Genomic DNA, 16,569 nt, shown 5'->3' on the forward strand with positions numbered 1-16,569 from the left:
GTAATTTGCCAGGCAACTCCCACATAGAATTATATAAAAAATCTATGTTGGGGGTTGCTTTTTTTGATAAAAGGAGAATTTTCTAATATACTCAAAGTTGCATTTTTGTATATGGCAACAATAATAGGTGCAGGATTTGCATCAGGTCAGGAAATAATACAGTTCTTTTCAATTTATTATAAAGGAGGCTTTCTTGGAATAATTCTTGCGGGAGGACTCTTTTCAATAATAGGATATATAGTACTGAGCAAAGTTTATACTGAAAGAATAAGAAGCTACGATGAATTTCTATTTCCTATGATGGGCTATTTTTTAGGAAGGATAATGGAGTTCATCGTAATGTTATTTATGGCCTGTATTATGAGTGTGATGACCGCTGGACTGGGTAACATACTAATGGATATTACAGGTCTTGATTACAGAGTCTGTGTAATTATAGGGATTGCAGGGTGTCTGATTGCGATTTTGACCAATATAAAGGGAATTGTGGTTCTAAGCTCATTTATATCTCCGGTGCTTATTGCAGGAATAGTGTTTGTAGGTTGCTATATACTTGTATCAAAGGATACATCCGTATTCAATATATCTAATAAATTCAGTGTTATAACAAACAACTGGGTATTTTCAGCTATACTATATGTCAGCTACAACACAATACTGTCAACGGTACTCCTGACAGGCATGCTACCATACTTGAAGTCAAAAAAAGTAAGTGCATGGGGAGGCGTGCTAGGGGGCGGAATGTTAGGAATTACTGCATTAATTCTTAATTCCGCCCTTTACTTTTTCTATCCTCACTCAATTACTTCGGAAATACCGGTATTAGGAATAATACAAAATAATAGTAGGCTATTATCGCAAATATATAGCGGAGTTTTGATATTGGCAATGTTTATATCAACAGTCACATCGGGATATTGTCTTGCAGACAGAATAAGCAAAAAAATGAAGCTTAATTACAAACTGGTAGCGGTAATACTATGTGTTATAACAATACCTTTGACTTCTCTTGGATTTTCAAATCTTATTTCCACATTGTACCCTGTCTTCGGCTATTTAGGATTGTTTCTAATATTTGTAATAATATTCCAATATTTAAGGGGGATAATTACAAAAGGATATTCGAGAGGCTAATTTTCTTTTTGAACAAGGGAAACTGGATAAAATCTTATTGATGTGCTAAAATTTAGTTTATAAGCTTATAACTAAAGATGAAGTACGAGGTGAAATATATTTGAACACTAATCCAAACCCTGAGTCCAACGTCGTAAAATTTAAAAAATCGGGTATTGTCAGTGTAATATCATTTCTATTACTTTTAGCTGCAATTTCAACAACTGCATTTATTGTTTATTTAAAAAATTCAGGCTACGACTTTTCTACAATGAGCGTAAAAGATGCAGTAGCCTTCCTGAAAGATAAATCAAATAGCAAAAATACATCGTCAACTGAGATTACATTCTCTCAGGATGGAAGTGTTGATTGTAAATTGTATGCCAATTATACAGTAATACTATCTCAAGACAGTATAAAGTGGTATGATCGGAAAGGAAAACTTCTTCAGGAAAATGCATTGACATTGGCAAGGCCGGTACTGCGTATTTCAGAAAAGTATATGGTAGTAGCTGATATATCAGGTAGGGACATTTTCTTTTACAAGGGAAAAAAGCAGCTTTGGTCAAAAAAGCTTGATAATCAGATAATTAACTTAGATGTCAGTGATGATGGTTATTGTACGGTTGTTACACAGTCAAAGGAATTTAAATCTGCGGTTCAGGTTATAGACATTAACGGTTTGGAGAAGTATACAAAACTAAGTGCGGAGGATATTGTAGTAAATGCAAAAACTATTCATGACGGTGATGACGTATTTATAAACAAATTAACTACTGATAGCGTTAAAACCGGAACTAAGCTGGAATTCAACAACATATATGACGAAAAGCCTTTTGCATCAGTAAACATTGCAGATACAATTATTCCCTTGATGTTTGAGCAAGGTGACAATGTTGTAGCTGTTGGACAAAATCTAATTCTTTATTTGGACAAGCAGGGGAAGGAAGTTTGGAGAAAAAATGCTGAATCCATTTTCTGTGTTGTGCCCAAGGTTGAAAAATACATAGTTGTTGCGGGCAAATTTGCAAGCGAAGGGGGAACTGCGGGACAACAGATTGTTGTTTTGGATAAAAAGGGGAATACTTTATACAGCTTCGAGCAACCTGAGAATATAATCGGAATGGATATCCATGGGGACAGGCTATTACTTCGTACTCAGAGAAGTGTCTACCTGTACAGTATAAAAGGTAAAAAACTGGGACAGTACTCTGCAAGAAATGAATTGAAGGATGCTTACCTTGTGGGGGATAATGAGGTCATTATAGTTTCCGGAGGTTCAATAGAAACCGTAAAGATAGATGACAGTACGACTTAATATACTAAGGAAGGAAACAGTATGAACTGGGCAGATTTCACAGTCTTAATTATTATAGCCGTATTTACTTTTATTGGATTGAAAAATGGTTTTCTTTATTCAGTATTCAGACTATTGTCATACATTTTGTCTATTATTTTTGCAGTTAAATTTTATCCTGTTCTTTCAGGGATACTTCAGAAGACAGTCTTATTTGACAGTGTAAAAATGTCAGTAATAAGAGGGTTGATGAAGCAGCAGGGACAAACCATATCCAACGCCAAGGAGACTGCGGCGCAGTCAGTGGTTGAAGGTTTGAAACTGCCGGGGTTTTTAAAAGATTCCATACTTGAGCACATACAAAATAGTAATATACTTGACTTTTCAGGTATAATAAATGCTGTTGGCTCTGAAATTGCTTCACTTGTAATGAATATATTAAGTCTAATAATAATATACGCTCTTATAAGATTTGGACTCATATTTGCAAAGATTATAATAAAAACTATCGCCAGAGTACCTGTATTCCGTCAGCTTGATAAAACAGGCGGAATAGTGCTGGGTGCCGTAGAGGGAATACTTGCGGTTTATGTAATTTGTGCAGTTCTTGTACTGTTCAGTGCATTTCCAAAATTCAGTTCATCTATAGATGAAATAGAAAGATCTTTATTTGCCGGCCATTTTTATGAAAATAATTTCATTGTTAGCTGGATATCACCGGATGATATTGATCAGAATTAATGTTTTTTATTTAATACACTATTCTAGTTAATGTTTTTTATCTAATTCACGCCATCTTATAGACACACTTCCATCTAAATAGTAGAATGATGTTACCTTAAAAAAACAGTTTCTTACAATTTATATTGTATTTTTATAATATAGCTAATACGCAGTCTTGGAATTTTTCCGGCTGTTTTTTGTATATTTATGCATATTAAGTTATAATATTCGGGGATTTATTAAAAATATAGGATTGCTGCAGAGAAGAGGAGGATTTGATATGAGAAGCGATGTAGTAAAAAAAGGCATAGAAAAAGCACCCCATAGATCACTATTCAAGGCTATGGGTTATACCGACGAAGAACTGGAAAGGCCTCTAATAGGAGTTGCAAACTCAAAAAGTGAAATAATACCGGGACACATACATCTGGATAAAATAACGGAAGCAGTAAAAGCCGGAATCAGAATGGCCGGCGGAACACCGATAGAATTTGGTGCAATAGGCGTTTGCGATGGGATAGCAATGGGACATACGGGAATGAAATACTCACTTGCAACCAGAGAACTGATCGCTGACTCATGTGAAGCAATGGGAAAGGCACACAGCTTTGACGGAATGGTTTTCATCCCCAATTGTGATAAGATTGTACCGGGAATGTTAATGGCTGCTGCAAGAATAAATATTCCATCCATAGTTATCAGCGGCGGGCCGATGCTTTCCCTTAACAAGGACGGAAAGCAGCTTGATCTAAACAGTATGTTTGAAGCTGTTGGTTCATATAAAGCAGGGACAATGACAAAGGAAGAAGTGGATGATATTGAAAACCATGCGTGTCCGGGCTGCGGTTCATGCTCGGGAATGTTTACGGCAAATTCCATGAACTGCCTTACAGAAGTGCTGGGAATGGGGCTTACCGGAAACGGAACAATACCTGCTGTATATGCAGAACGTATAAGACTGGCAAAGTACGCAGGAATGAGAATCATGGAACTTGTAGAAAAAGACATTAAGCCATCAGACATACTCACAAATGAAGCTTTTGAAAATGCATTAACAGTGGATATGGCCCTTGGCTGTTCAACGAACTCAGTGCTTCATCTTCCAGCTATTGCAAATGAAATAGGAATAGAGATTAATCTGGATATTATCAACGAAATCAGCTCTAGGACTCCAAATCTGTGCAAGTTGGCTCCTGCAGGGAAATATCATATACAGGATTTATACAATGCAGGCGGTGTTCAGGCTGTCATGAGTGAGCTGGCTAAAAAAGATCTACTCCACCTGGATTTGATAACTGCCACAGGTAAAACAGTAAGAGAAAATATTCAGAATGCAAAAGTAAAGGATCATGAGGTAGTAAAAAGTATAGATGCTCCACACAGTACTACCGGAGGAATAGCCGTACTAAGAGGTAATATTGCACCTGACGGAGCAGTTGTTAAAAAATCAGCTGTAGCTGATTCAATGCTTGTTCATACAGGGCCTGCAAGAGTATTCGACAGCGAGGACGACGCAATAACGGCTATATATAACGGAGAAATAAATAAAGGAGATGTTGTAATCATCCGCTATGAAGGCCCAAAGGGTGGCCCCGGTATGAGAGAAATGCTGGGCCCTACATCCGCTATTGCGGGAATGGGTTTGGACAGTGATGTTGCACTCATCACAGACGGTAGATTCTCCGGTGCTTCCAGAGGAGCTTCAATCGGCCATGTATCACCGGAGGCAATGGAAGGCGGCCCGATAGCACTTGTTCAGGAAGGTGATATAGTTGACATTGATATACCTTCAGGTCGTATAAATATTCAAGTCTCTGATGAAGATATGGTAAAACGTAAAGAGTCATGGAAGGCTCCTCAGCCTAAGATAACCACTGGATATCTTGGCAGATATGCCAGACTGGTTACATCTGCAAGTACGGGGGCAGTACTCAAATAACAATTTTTAGAATCAATGATGGAATAAAAGGGGAGAGTGATGTGCGTATGAAACTGTCAGGTGCTGACGTTATTATAGAATGTTTAAAAGAGCAGGGTGTTGATACGGTTTTTGGATATCCGGGAGGTCAGGCAATAATAATTTATGATGCCTTGTACAGGGCGCGAAATGAAATACAGCACATACTTACCTCTCATGAGCAAGGTGCATCGCATGCGGCGGACGGTTATGCCAGAGCAACAGGAAAAGTCGGCGTATGTATAGCAACATCAGGGCCTGGTGCGACAAACCTTGTAACAGGTATTGCAACAGCATACATGGATTCCGTTCCAATGGTTGCAATAACAGGGCAGGTGCCGACTGCACTTCTAGGGAAGGACTCCTTTCAGGAAGTAGATATTACCGGAATAACAATGCCCGTAACCAAGCACAACTTTATAGTAAAGGATGTTGCACAGCTTGCACAGACAATTAGAAAGGCCTTTGCTATTGCAAAAGAAGGCAGGCCGGGGCCTGTATTGGTGGATGTGTGCAAGGACGTTACGGCAGCACAAGTGGAGTATACGCCCCAAAAGCCTGATAAAGACGATTATCAATCAACAAAGGTGACTGAAATAGCCACAGACGATTTGGACCGGGCGATGCAAGCTATAAATGAAGCAAAAAGGCCTTTATTACTCTCTGGAGCAGGAGTCGGTATAGCCGGGTCAGAAAGTGAAATATTAGAGCTGGCTGAAACAGCATCAATTCCCGTATGTACATCGCTTATGGGAATGGGGACATTCCCCGGGACACATCCCCTATACACTGGTATGGTGGGCATGCACGGTACAAAAGCCTCTAACTATGCCGTACATAGCTGTGATTTACTTATAGTTGCCGGGTCTCGTTTCAGCGACAGAATTGTAAGCAATATAAACACATTTGCACCTGAGGCAAAGATAATGCATATAGATGTTGATCCTGCTGAAGTCAGTAAAAATGTGAGAGCAGATTACCCTCTCGTTGGTGACATAAAGAAAATACTAAAAACGTTACTAAAAGGTATAGTTTATAAAAAAGATACGGATTGGATAAAAAAAGTATTGGAATGGAAGGAAATTTATCCTTTAAAATATGATATTTCAGACACGGTAATAAAGCCACAATATATTATAGAAAGAATATGCGAGCTTACTAAAGGTGATGCAATAATAACTACAGAGGTAGGACAACACCAGATGTGGGCGGCTCAGTATTTCAAGTATAATCGGTTCAGGCAGTTTATATCCTCAGGTGGCCTCGGAACAATGGGATATGGGCTTGGTGCATGTATTGGAGCACAGCTTGCCAGACCTGATAAAAAGGTTATAAATATTGCTGGGGATGGAAGCTTTAGAATGAATTGCAGTGAACTTGCTACAGCAGTTGAGTATAAACTTCCGATAATAATCGCACTTTTTAACAATAAGGCACTCGGAATGGTCCGCCAGTGGCAGGAACTATTTTTCGGGGGAAGATTCAGTCAGACATCAATCGACAGAGGAACAGATTTTGCAGCATTGGCGGAAGCCTTTGGGGCAAAAGGTATAAACGTAAACCACCCGGCTCAGGTAGATGCAGCTATTAGTACGGCTTTATCTGAAACCTGCCGTCCGGTACTGCTGAATTTTGAAATTGACAAGGATGACAAAGTATTTCCGATAGTTCCGCCGGGAGCCGGGTTAAATGAAGTGGTCGACTGTTAACTTTAAGTGACAAATAATAAAAAGGGTGGCATATAAGCCACCCTTTCATTTATAGATTTAACAGCTTATCTACCAAAAATTCTATTAAAAATCCTTTTGATCAAAGGCTGCTTATTTATATTGGTATTGCTGGCAGAACTTTCAGCGTTGATAAAACCGACAGTTCCAACTTTACTATTTGACGAAGCAGTTGCAGAGTGCCTCATATCAGTTGAGTTTAACCCCGGTGAGTTTGGCGAAACATGCCTTGATACAGAACGAATAGGCGGTTTTGAACTCTTAACGGGAGCAACCGGCGTCCTAGTCTGCCTCTTGTCAGAATGTATTACGTTAACCTTATTAATCCTTTCAGACCTTGGCTCAGAGGAAAGTGATTTTCCGGTAGGTTTTCCCTGAGCAGCCGGGCGTTTGGAATAATCCGGCTTTGTATGAGATGTTTTTTGAGAATCTTTGGTGTGTACGTTTTTCTTTTTAATACTAGTTAAGTCTGAGGAAGTTGAACGAGGAGCTTTCTCCTTTAAAGAATTGGTTTTTATCCATTGGTCTGCCTCCCCTAATGCCTTATTAAAGGTACCATCGTCCGGCAACTCCTCCTCCGGTATCAAAGCCCCAATATGTTCTTCAATCTCATATAAACTAATAATGTCATCACCCGTAACAAGTGAAAAAGCTCGACCGTCATGTCCCGCTCTGCCCGTTCGACCAATTCTATGGACGTAGTTATCCTTGTCATTGGGGACGTCGTAGTTTATTACCAGAGAAAGACCTTCAATATGGATACCCCTTGCAGCAACATCTGTTGCCACCAGCAGATGGAACTTTCCCTGTTTGAATTGCTGTATGGTATTCAGGCGCTTACTCTGCGGGATATCACCGTGAAGTGCCTGAGAAGAATAGCCCTTTTTGGTGAGGAAGCTCTGAACTCTGTCAACAGCCGCTTTGGTATTACAGAAAATCATGCAGCTTTCCGGCTTTTCGACTATAAGCAGGCGGTTCAACTGAGTATTCTTTTCATTATAATTAACTCTGTAATACACCTGGTGAATAGTATCCACAGTTTTAGTCAGTGATTCGATCTCTATAGTAGTCGGATTTTGCATATATCTGCTGCAAATATTATGTATTTCAGGAGGCATAGTAGCAGAAAACAGAAGGGTTATCCTCTCTTTGGGTAAAGTCTTTATAATCCTTACAACCTGATCCAGAAAGCCCATGTCAAGCATTCTGTCTGCTTCATCGAGGACCAGGAAACGAATATTTTTTGTGACCAGTGAACCATGACTTATATGATCAAACACACGTCCCGGTGTTCCCGTAACAATTGATACACCCTTTTTAAGAATCTGAGTTTCTACATTAATATTATGTTGACCGTACACAGCAGTAGTTTTATGCTCGAGATATTTTGCCATTTTATTAATGTCGCTGTCCACCTGTACTGCCAGTTCTCTTGCCGGAGTTAAAATAAGTCCTAGGGGACCTTCCACCTCGGGATCAGTCATCTGTAGCATTGAAACTCCGAAAACCGCTGTTTTCCCGCTGCCTGTCTTGGACATAACAATCAAATCTTCATTATTAAGAATATGCGGAATTGCCTTGCTCTGGACTTCAGTGGGGGTTTTAAAGCCCATGTCGTCAATAGCTTTTAAAATAGGGGCTGAGATGCCCAACTCATTAAATGTTTTGTTCATTGTAATCTTCTTTCGTTAAAATTATATTGTTAATTATAACATTTAGTTAATGGTTGTTCTATACTAAGGGGAAAACAGGTTGTATATAAAAACACTGCTTGACTTTTTAATATATATATGTTAAATTTAATATTGCTCCTGTGTAAGTCTTTTTTTTTATGTCAAAAATGATTAAAAAACATACATGGAGAAAATACAATTTGAGCGGCTGGAGGTGTTATTGATGAGAGTTAAGATTACGCTCGCATGTACTGATTGTAAACAGAGAAATTATTCTAACATGAAGAATAAGAAGAATGACCCTGATAGACTTGAACTTAAAAAATATTGCAAATTCTGTCACAAGCACACTGTTCACAAGGAAACAAAATAGTTTTGTGCAAAAGGGCAGCAATGTTTAATTATACGTATTTTGTGTCAACAATTACGGTATAACTGCCAATTATATTTAAATATTATTATTGGGAAGTGATTAAAATGGCTGAAAACGAGGTTAAAAAAGTATCTCGGTTAAAGAAGAGTGGCCAAGGAATTGTAAAGTTGTATAAAGAGATCAAGGCTGAGCTGAAGAAAGTTATTTGGCCAAATAGAACTCAGCTTATAAACAATACCGCGACAGTACTTATTTTCTGCCTGATTGTTGGCGCGATAATATGGGTTTCTGATTTCGGATTTACGAAGCTAGCTGAGGTTGTATTTACGAAGTAATTGGTTCACAAGAATTAGAGGGAGGACATGGGGCTCTTGTTGGATGGGCCTGTTTTTGATATGTCTGAAGAAACTAAGTGGTACGTTGTTCACACCTATTCAGGGTATGAAAACAAAGTTAAAGCAAATCTTGAAAAGATAGTTGAAAACAGAAGTATGCAGGATTACATCGTTGACATTGTTGTTCCGATGGAAGAGCAGATTGAGATCAAGGACGGCAAGAAAAAGGCTACTTTAAAGAAAGTATTTCCTGGGTATGTTCTTGTCAAAATGATTATGTCGGACGAGTCTTGGTATATCGTTAGAAATACCAGAGGGGTTACCGGCTTTGTAGGACCTGGATCAAAACCAGTGCCTTTGTCTGATGACGAAGTTAAGGCAATGGGAGTTGAAGAATTTGCTCCGGAAGTAGATTACGAAGTTAATGATAATGTCAGAGTTACATCCGGACCTCTTGAAAACTTTATCGGGATTGTCGAAGAGATTAATCTTGAGAAAAAGAAGGTTAGAGTTTCTGTATCAATGTTTGGCAGAGAGACTCCTGTTGAACTTGAATTGACACAGATTCAGAAAATTTAGGCCATAAGGCAGATAAGGCAGTTAAACTGTTTTATCATTTTAATAAATCAAAATAAGCAATTGGTAAGAAATTTGGGAGGTGGAATTAATGGCAAAGAAAATTGCAGGTTACGTAAAACTTCAAATTCCTGCGGGGAAGGCAACTCCGGCTCCACCGGTTGGACCAGCATTAGGACAGCATGGCGTTAACATTATGGGTTTTTGTAAGGAATTTAACGAGAGAACAGCGAAAGATGCAGGACTTATTATTCCTGTTGTAATAACTGTATACGCTGATAGATCGTTTTCCTTCATAACAAAGACTCCTCCGGCGGCTGTTCTACTGAAAAAGGCGTGCAAAATTGAGAGCGGCTCTGGTAAGCCAAACAAGGATAAAGTTGCGAAGATTACAATGGATGAAGTCCGTAAAATAGCTGAGCAGAAAATGCCTGATTTAAATGCGGCAAGTGTTGATGCAGCAGCAAGAATGATTGCTGGTACAGCTCGCAGTATGGGTATCGTAGTAGTTGAATAATTTTCAGGCGATGTACGAAAGTGCAAAGACTGCTCGTAATGCAGTTTTGACAATTCGTGGGAGGAAACTTTAAGTTTCCGACAATAATTAACCACTTAAGGAGTGTGACAAATGTTTAGAGGAAAGAAGTATCAAGAAAGCTCAAAACTTATTGATAGATTAAAGCTTTATGAACCTTCAGAGGCTCTTGAACTTACTCAGAAAACTGCTAAGGCAAAGTTTGATGAGACAATCGAAGTTCATGTTAAGCTTGGTGTTGACTCCAGACATGCAGACCAACAGGTTAGAGGTGCGGTAGTACTTCCTCACGGAACTGGTAAAAAGGTTAGAGTGTTGGTATTTGCAAAAGGAGATAAGGCAAAGGAAGCAGAACAAGCCGGAGCTGATTTTGTTGGTGCAGAAGAATTAGTATCAAAAATTCAGAACGAGAACTGGTTTGAATATGATGTAGTTGTAGCAACTCCTGACATGATGGGTGTTGTTGGTAGATTAGGTAAGGTGTTAGGTCCTAAGGGTCTTATGCCTAACCCAAAAGCAGGTACTGTATCAATGGACGTAGCAAGAGCTATTGCCGATATTAAAGCCGGTAAGATTGAGTACAGACTTGACAAGACAAATATAATTCACTGCCCTATCGGAAAAGCATCATTTGGTAATGAGAAGCTTATGGATAATTTCCGTACTCTTCTTGGAGCAATTATAAAGGCTAAGCCAGCTGCTGCAAAGGGTCAGTATTTAAAGAGTGTTGTTGTTACTTCAACAATGGGACCTGGTATAAAAATCAATCCATTGAGAGTTGAATAATACTTAGTAAAAAAAGGTACTTTACAAATAACTTGTTTAGTATTATTATATTATAGGAAATTGAATATTGTGCCATAGACAGTAGGTGCTCAACGGATTCTATACCGCAAGCATAATTGATTGGAAATCATCCTACCGAGGTTTTATTAATAACGAATTAATTACCCTTTGTATGTCTATGCACAAACAAAGGGTTTTTTATTTATATTTTTTATAAATAAACTGCTATTAAACAAAAGGAGGTGGATGTTTTGCCTAGTAACAAGATTCTTGAACAGAAGAAACAAGTTGTAACAGATTTAACTGAAAAGATAAAGTCTGCACAATCAATTGTACTTGCTGATTATAGAGGATTAACTGTTGAACAGGACACAGAACTCAGAAACGCTCTTAGAAAAGCCGGAGTTGAATACAAGGTAGTTAAGAATACATTAACAAGCCTTGCAATGAAGGAAAGCGGAATTGAGTTAGATGACTTTTTAACAGGACCAACAGCGATGGCTATCAGTTCATCTGATGCTGTAGCACCTGCAAAGGTTCTTTCAGAGTTTGCAAAGAAATTTGATAAACTCGAACTTAAAGTAGGTGTTGTTGAAGGTAAGGTTATAGATCTTGAAGGTGTTAAGGCTCTTGCTGAATTACCATCACGTGAGGTACTTATTGCAAAGGTTTTGGGTGGCTTCAATGCTCCTATATCCGGTTTTGTAAATGTATTGAACGGCAATATGAGAGGTTTGGTTGTAGCATTGAATGCTATTGCTGAACAAAAAGCAAATGCTTAATTTTATTAAGAAGCTTTAAATATTAAAAAATTATTAAAAACAAAAATTATTTGGAGGTATTATACAATGGCTAGCGAAAAGGTTTTAAAGTTAATTGAAGATGTAAAGAATTTGACAGTATTAGAATTATCAGAACTCGTAAAGGCTCTTGAAGAAGAATTCGGAGTATCAGCAGCAGCTCCTGTAGCAGTTGCAGCAGCACCTGCAGCAGGTGGAGCAGCTCCAGCAGCAGAAGAAAAGACTGAATTCAACGTTATATTGAAGGACGTTGGAGCAGACAAAATCAAGGTTATCAAAGTTGTTAGAGAAGCAACTGGTCTTGGTTTGAAAGAAGCTAAGGATCTCGTTGATGGCGCACCTAAGACTATCAAAGAGAACGTTTCAAAGGACGAAGCAGCTTCAATCGAAGCTAAATTCAAGGAAGTTGGAGCAACTATTGAAATTAAGTAATTTCAACTGAATAAAAAAGAGGCACTCAGTGAGCGCCTCTTTTTTTTAAATCTAAGTTAAACTAAATTAGTTTAAGTTAAATATATGCAATATGTAGAAAAACAAAATAAAAAAACGCCTTATTTAATGCGTTTTTATGATTGACAAGCTATACATGCTATGATATAATTATACACTGCATTAAAATTCTATTATCATTTCCAAGTCGAAGAATTCGTACTTGATGTACATAATTATAGCATATACGAATAAACAAGACAATAATTGTTAATAATATTTTAATGTTTGCTATGGGTTTATTATATGTAGGTTTTAGAAATATATACGGAATCAGAAGTACCTGAAAAAATTACTAAACCATGCCCTAATAAATCTTAGTTTAGTTATTAGTTGTAACTGCAGTTAATTTGATTTACGATTTTACATAATATAATTCTAATTATGTGAAATTTTAAAATATTCCTAATAAAGTCATAAGTTTATGAGGTGATATAAATATGGTACAACCCGTAAAATTGGGTAGAAACACCAGGATGAGTTATTCCAAAATGCGAGAAGTACTGGAAATGCCAAATCTGATAGAGGTTCAAAAGAACTCATATCAATGGTTTTTGGATGAAGGACTTCGTGAAGTTTTCAGAGATATTTCCCCGATAACAGATTATACTGGAAACTTGATATTGGATTTTGTGGATTATTCGCTTGATGATACGCCAAAGTATAGTGTCGAAGAATGTAAGGAAAGGGACACTACATACTCAGCCCCTCTCAAGGCGAAGGTAAGATTAATTAACAAGGAGTCTGGAGAAGTAAAAGAGCAGGAAATCTTTATGGGTGATTTTCCTCTTATGACAGACACAGGAACCTTTATAATTAATGGTGCAGAGCGTGTAATTGTCAGCCAGTTGGTAAGGTCACCTGGTATTTACTATTCAATGAAGTTTGACCGTGTTGGTAAAAAGCTGTACTCAAACACAGTTATTCCTAACAGGGGAGCATGGCTTGAATACGAAACAGACTCAAACGATATACTTTCAGTCAGAATAGACAGGACAAGAAAATTGCCTCTAACTGTACTGCTCAGAGCATTAGGGTACGGTACTGACTTTGAGATTACGCAATTGTTGGGTGAAGATGAAAGACTTCTTGCAACAATACAAAAGGATAATGCAAAAACTTCCGAAGAAGGCTTACTTGAAATATACAAGAGATTAAGACCTGGAGAACCACCTACAGTTGATAGTGCAAGGTCTTTGCTTAACAGTTTGTTTTTTGATCCAAAGAGATATGATCTTGCTAAATTTGGTAGGTTTAAGTTTAATAAAAAGTTAGCAATATCAAATCTGATCAGCGGGCAGGTTGCAGCAGAAAATATCGTATCAGCCGAGACAGGTGAGATATTAGTAACCGAAGGTGAATTAATTGAAAGAGAAAAGGCTGTAGAAGTTCAGAACTCCGGTGTAAACATAGTATATCTGTCAGTTGAAGGTAAATCTATAAAAGTCATCGGAAACAATACTGTTGATATACGTGCCTTTGTCGATTTCGATGTATCTGATATAGGTATAACCGAAAGAGTACAGTACGCCGTGCTAAAGGAAATTCTTGAAAATACAAGCGGCGAAGAGCAGATAAAGAAAACTCTTAAAGAGAGAATCAACGACTTGATTCCAAAGCATATCACAATTGAGGATATAATTTCATCGATAAATTATATTATTAATCTTGATTACGGAATCGGATCTATAGACGATATTGACCACTTGGGTAACAGAAGACTCCGTTCGGTGGGAGAGTTGCTTCAGAATCAGTTCAGAATAGGTCTCTCAAGAATGGAAAGAGTTGTAAGAGAGAGAATGACTATACAGGATATTGATATAGTTACTCCTCAGGCATTAATAAATATAAGACCGGTTGCAGCTGCTATAAAAGAATTCTTTGGAAGCAGCCAGCTGTCACAGTTTATGGATCAGACAAATCCTCTAGCTGAATTAACACACAAGAGAAGGCTCAGTGCCTTAGGACCTGGTGGTTTGAGCAGAGAGAGAGCTGGCTTCGAAGTCCGTGACGTTCACCACTCTCACTATGGCCGTATGTGCCCAATTGAGACACCTGAAGGTCCGAACATCGGTTTGATAGGTTCATTGAGTACCTATGCAAGAGTTAATGAGTACGGATTTATAGAAGCACCATACAGAAAAGTAGATAAGAAAAACAGAAGAGTAACAAATGAAATAGTATACCTTACAGCTGACGTAGAAGACCCGTTCGTTGTGGCTCAGGCAACAGAACCTCTCGACGATGATGGTACTTTTGTTTCAAATAAGGTAGTAGCTCGTTATAGACATGAAATATTGGAAGTTGAGAGCAATAAAATTGACTTCATGGATGTTTCGCCAAAGCAGATGGTATCCGTTGCTACAGCGATGATACCGTTCCTTGAGAACGATGACGCCAACCGTGCGCTGATGGGTTCCAACATGCAGCGTCAGGCCGTACCGTTGATCAAGGCAGATTCGCCTATTGTAGGTACAGGTATTGAGTACAAGGCGGCAAGGGATTCAGGAGTTTGTGTTATTGCAAAAAATGCAGGTGTAATAGATAAAGTATCTGCCAGCGAAATAGTAATTAAGACTAACAGCGGGCAAAAAGATACCTATAAGTTGCTGAAATATATGCGTTCAAACCAAGGAACTTGTTTGAATCAAAGGCCTATTGTAAGAAAAGGCGAGATGATAGAAAAAGGTGAAATTATTGCTGACGGACCGTCAACAAATAATGGAGAAATAGCTCTTGGTAGAAACATTCTCATAGGATTTATGACATGGGAAGGTTACAACTACGAGGATGCTATTCTTATAAATGAAAAACTGGTTAAAGAGGATGTTTATACATCAATACACATAGAGGAATATGAAGCGGAGTCAAGAGACACTAAGCTCGGACCTGAAGAAATCACGAGAGATATTCCAAATGTCGGAGAAGAAGCACTTAAAGACCTTGATGACAGAGGAATTATCAGAATAGGTGCTGAGGTTCGTGCAGGAGATATCCTTGTTGGTAAAGTTACTCCAAAAGGAGAAACAGAGCTTACAGCAGAAGAGCGTTTGCTCAGAGCAATATTTGGAGAAAAGGCGAGAGAAGTTCGTGATACATCCCTGAGAGTACCTCATGGAGAATCCGGTATTATTGTCGATGTCAAGGTGTTTACTCGTGAGAATGGCGATGAATTGCCACCGGGAGTAAATCAGCTTGTTAGATGCTATATCGCTCAGAAGAGAAAGATTTCCGTCGGTGATAAGATGGCAGGAAGACACGGTAATAAGGGTGTTATTTCAAGAATACTTCCTGAAGAAGATATGCCGTTCTTGCCGGATGGTACACCATTGGAGATAGTTTTGAATCCTCTCGGCGTTCCATCACGTATGAATATCGGTCAGGTGCTTGAAGTGCATTTAGGATTTGCAGCAAAAGCATTGGGCTGGAAAATTGCAACTCCTGTATTTGATGGAGCAACAGAGGAAGACATCAGGGATACTCTTATTCAAGCAGGAAAAGACCCTGATGGAAAGACAGTACTTTATGATGGAAGAACAGGTGATCCGTTTGACAACAGGGTAACCGTTGGATATATGTACTACCTCAAACTGGCTCACTTGGTTGATGATAAGATACATGCCCGTTCTACCGGACCATACTCACTTGTAACGCAGCAGCCACTTGGTGGTAAGGCCCAGTTCGGTGGTCAGAGATTCGGAGAAATGGAAGTTTGGGCTCTTGAAGCATACGGAGCTGCTTATACATTGCAGGAAATACTTACAGTTAAGTCTGATGACGTTGTAGGTAGAGTTAAGACATACGAATCCATAGTTAAGGGCGAGAACGTTCCCGAACCTGGAATTCCTGAGTCCTTCAAGGTTCTTATAAAAGAACTTCAGAGTTTGGCACTTGATGTTAAGGTATATTCTGAAGAACAGGAAGAAATTGCAATAAAAGAGTATGTTGAAGATGATCTTGAAGAATTGAATGTTAACATCGAAGGCAGAGAAGACGAAGTAGTTCTGACAAATGATTTTGACAACGAATTAAGAGAAGATGTTCTTGAAGAAGAGCTGGAAATTGATGATCTGGATATTGGGTCAATCAGTACCGGTGATAATCTTGAAGAAGAATTGACTGAAGAATTATTTGCTGATGATGATCTAAGCGATGACTTTGAAGACGACGAAGATTTTTAAGGAA

The 16,569-nt window shown here is 38.5% G+C and carries 14 protein-coding genes and 1 other annotated feature; of the genes, 13 read left to right on the plus strand and 1 reads right to left on the minus strand.

From position 1 onward, the window contains the following. The first annotated feature begins 63 nt into the window (after positions 1-63). The 5 genes from CLO1100_RS01590 to ilvB all read left to right on the plus strand — a co-directional run bounded on the left by CLO1100_RS01590 (position 64) and on the right by ilvB (position 6,799). Entirely contained in the window at positions 64-1,134 is a 1,071-nt protein-coding gene (locus tag CLO1100_RS01590) for a membrane protein (protein ID WP_014312015.1), read from the plus strand. Positions 1,135-1,234: 100 nt separating this feature from the next. Next, a complete protein-coding gene (locus CLO1100_RS01595; RefSeq protein ID WP_014312016.1) occupies positions 1,235-2,431 on the plus strand; it encodes a DUF5711 family protein in 1,197 nt (398 codons plus the stop codon). 21 nt (positions 2,432-2,452) lie between these two features. Beyond that, positions 2,453-3,151, plus strand: a complete 699-nt coding sequence (locus tag CLO1100_RS01600; protein ID WP_014312017.1) for a CvpA family protein — start codon at positions 2,453-2,455, stop codon at positions 3,149-3,151. A gap of 262 nt (positions 3,152-3,413) precedes the next feature. Then, positions 3,414-5,072, plus strand: a complete 1,659-nt coding sequence (gene ilvD / locus CLO1100_RS01605; protein ID WP_014312018.1) for a dihydroxy-acid dehydratase — start codon at positions 3,414-3,416, stop codon at positions 5,070-5,072. Between the two features lie 47 nt (positions 5,073-5,119). Next, positions 5,120-6,799 carry a biosynthetic-type acetolactate synthase large subunit gene (gene ilvB / locus CLO1100_RS01610; RefSeq protein WP_041700139.1) on the plus strand — a complete coding sequence of 560 codons (1,680 nt, stop codon included), beginning with the start codon at positions 5,120-5,122 and terminating at the stop codon, positions 6,797-6,799. A gap of 65 nt (positions 6,800-6,864) precedes the next feature. On the opposite strand, the gene CLO1100_RS01615 is transcribed toward ilvB, so the two are convergent. Then, the gene (locus CLO1100_RS01615; protein WP_014312020.1) at positions 6,865-8,490 is read right to left on the minus strand and encodes a DEAD/DEAH box helicase; all 1,626 of its coding nucleotides are present in this window, start codon (positions 8,488-8,490) and stop codon (positions 6,865-6,867) included. Positions 8,491-8,713: 223 nt separating this feature from the next. Here CLO1100_RS01615 and rpmG point away from each other — a divergent pair, with 223 nt between their 5' ends. The 8 genes from rpmG (at position 8,714) to rpoB (ending at position 16,565) form a co-directional block, all read left to right on the plus strand. Further along, entirely contained in the window at positions 8,714-8,863 is a 150-nt protein-coding gene (gene rpmG, locus CLO1100_RS01620) for a 50S ribosomal protein L33 (RefSeq protein WP_004619830.1), read from the plus strand. A gap of 104 nt (positions 8,864-8,967) precedes the next feature. After that, positions 8,968-9,198 (plus strand): preprotein translocase subunit SecE, encoded by a 231-nt coding sequence (gene secE, locus CLO1100_RS01625; protein WP_014312021.1) that lies wholly within the window; start codon positions 8,968-8,970, stop codon positions 9,196-9,198. Between the two features lie 27 nt (positions 9,199-9,225). Then, entirely contained in the window at positions 9,226-9,777 is a 552-nt protein-coding gene (gene nusG, locus CLO1100_RS01630) for a transcription termination/antitermination protein NusG (RefSeq protein WP_014312022.1), read from the plus strand. Positions 9,778-9,865: 88 nt separating this feature from the next. Beyond that, a complete protein-coding gene (gene rplK / locus CLO1100_RS01635) occupies positions 9,866-10,291 on the plus strand; it encodes a 50S ribosomal protein L11 (protein WP_004619833.1) in 426 nt (141 codons plus the stop codon). A 111-nt stretch (positions 10,292-10,402) separates the two neighbouring features. Beyond that, positions 10,403-11,095, plus strand: coding sequence for a 50S ribosomal protein L1 (gene rplA, locus CLO1100_RS01640; RefSeq protein ID WP_014312023.1), 693 nt, complete (start codon positions 10,403-10,405; stop codon positions 11,093-11,095). A gap of 54 nt (positions 11,096-11,149) precedes the next feature. Further along, positions 11,150-11,304: a sequence feature (ribosomal protein L10 leader region), on the plus strand. Positions 11,305-11,346: 42 nt separating this feature from the next. After that, on the plus strand, positions 11,347-11,877 hold the full coding sequence (gene rplJ, locus CLO1100_RS01645) for a 50S ribosomal protein L10 (RefSeq protein WP_014312024.1): 531 nt from the start codon (positions 11,347-11,349) through the stop codon (positions 11,875-11,877). A 66-nt stretch (positions 11,878-11,943) separates the two neighbouring features. Then, positions 11,944-12,327, plus strand: a complete 384-nt coding sequence (gene rplL, locus CLO1100_RS01650) for a 50S ribosomal protein L7/L12 (RefSeq protein ID WP_014312025.1) — start codon at positions 11,944-11,946, stop codon at positions 12,325-12,327. A gap of 497 nt (positions 12,328-12,824) precedes the next feature. After that, positions 12,825-16,565 carry a DNA-directed RNA polymerase subunit beta gene (rpoB, locus tag CLO1100_RS01655; RefSeq protein ID WP_014312026.1) on the plus strand — a complete coding sequence of 1,247 codons (3,741 nt, stop codon included), beginning with the start codon at positions 12,825-12,827 and terminating at the stop codon, positions 16,563-16,565. Positions 16,566-16,569: the final 4 nt, after the last annotated feature.

Source organism: Clostridium sp. BNL1100 (genome assembly GCF_000244875.1).
Lineage (GTDB): Bacteria > Bacillota > Clostridia > Acetivibrionales > DSM-1351 > Ruminiclostridium.

Bases quoted from the DNA above. Each gene is read 5' to 3' on its own strand.
- CLO1100_RS01600 (WP_014312017.1), top strand. From the start codon at position 2,453: ATGAACTGGGCAGATTTCACAGTCTTAATTATTATAGCCGTATTTACT.
- ilvD (WP_014312018.1), top strand. From the start codon at position 3,414: ATGAGAAGCGATGTAGTAAAAAAAGGCATAGAAAAAGCACCCCATAGA.
- ilvB (WP_041700139.1), top strand. From the start codon at position 5,120: ATGAAACTGTCAGGTGCTGACGTTATTATAGAATGTTTAAAAGAGCAG.
- CLO1100_RS01615 (WP_014312020.1), bottom strand. From the start codon at position 8,490: ATGAACAAAACATTTAATGAGTTGGGCATCTCAGCCCCTATTTTAAAA.
- rpmG (WP_004619830.1), top strand. From the start codon at position 8,714: ATGAGAGTTAAGATTACGCTCGCATGTACTGATTGTAAACAGAGAAAT.
- secE (WP_014312021.1), top strand. From the start codon at position 8,968: ATGGCTGAAAACGAGGTTAAAAAAGTATCTCGGTTAAAGAAGAGTGGC.
- nusG (WP_014312022.1), top strand. From the start codon at position 9,226: ATGGGGCTCTTGTTGGATGGGCCTGTTTTTGATATGTCTGAAGAAACT.
- rplK (WP_004619833.1), top strand. From the start codon at position 9,866: ATGGCAAAGAAAATTGCAGGTTACGTAAAACTTCAAATTCCTGCGGGG.
- rplA (WP_014312023.1), top strand. From the start codon at position 10,403: ATGTTTAGAGGAAAGAAGTATCAAGAAAGCTCAAAACTTATTGATAGA.
- rplL (WP_014312025.1), top strand. From the start codon at position 11,944: ATGGCTAGCGAAAAGGTTTTAAAGTTAATTGAAGATGTAAAGAATTTG.
- rpoB (WP_014312026.1), top strand. From the start codon at position 12,825: ATGGTACAACCCGTAAAATTGGGTAGAAACACCAGGATGAGTTATTCC.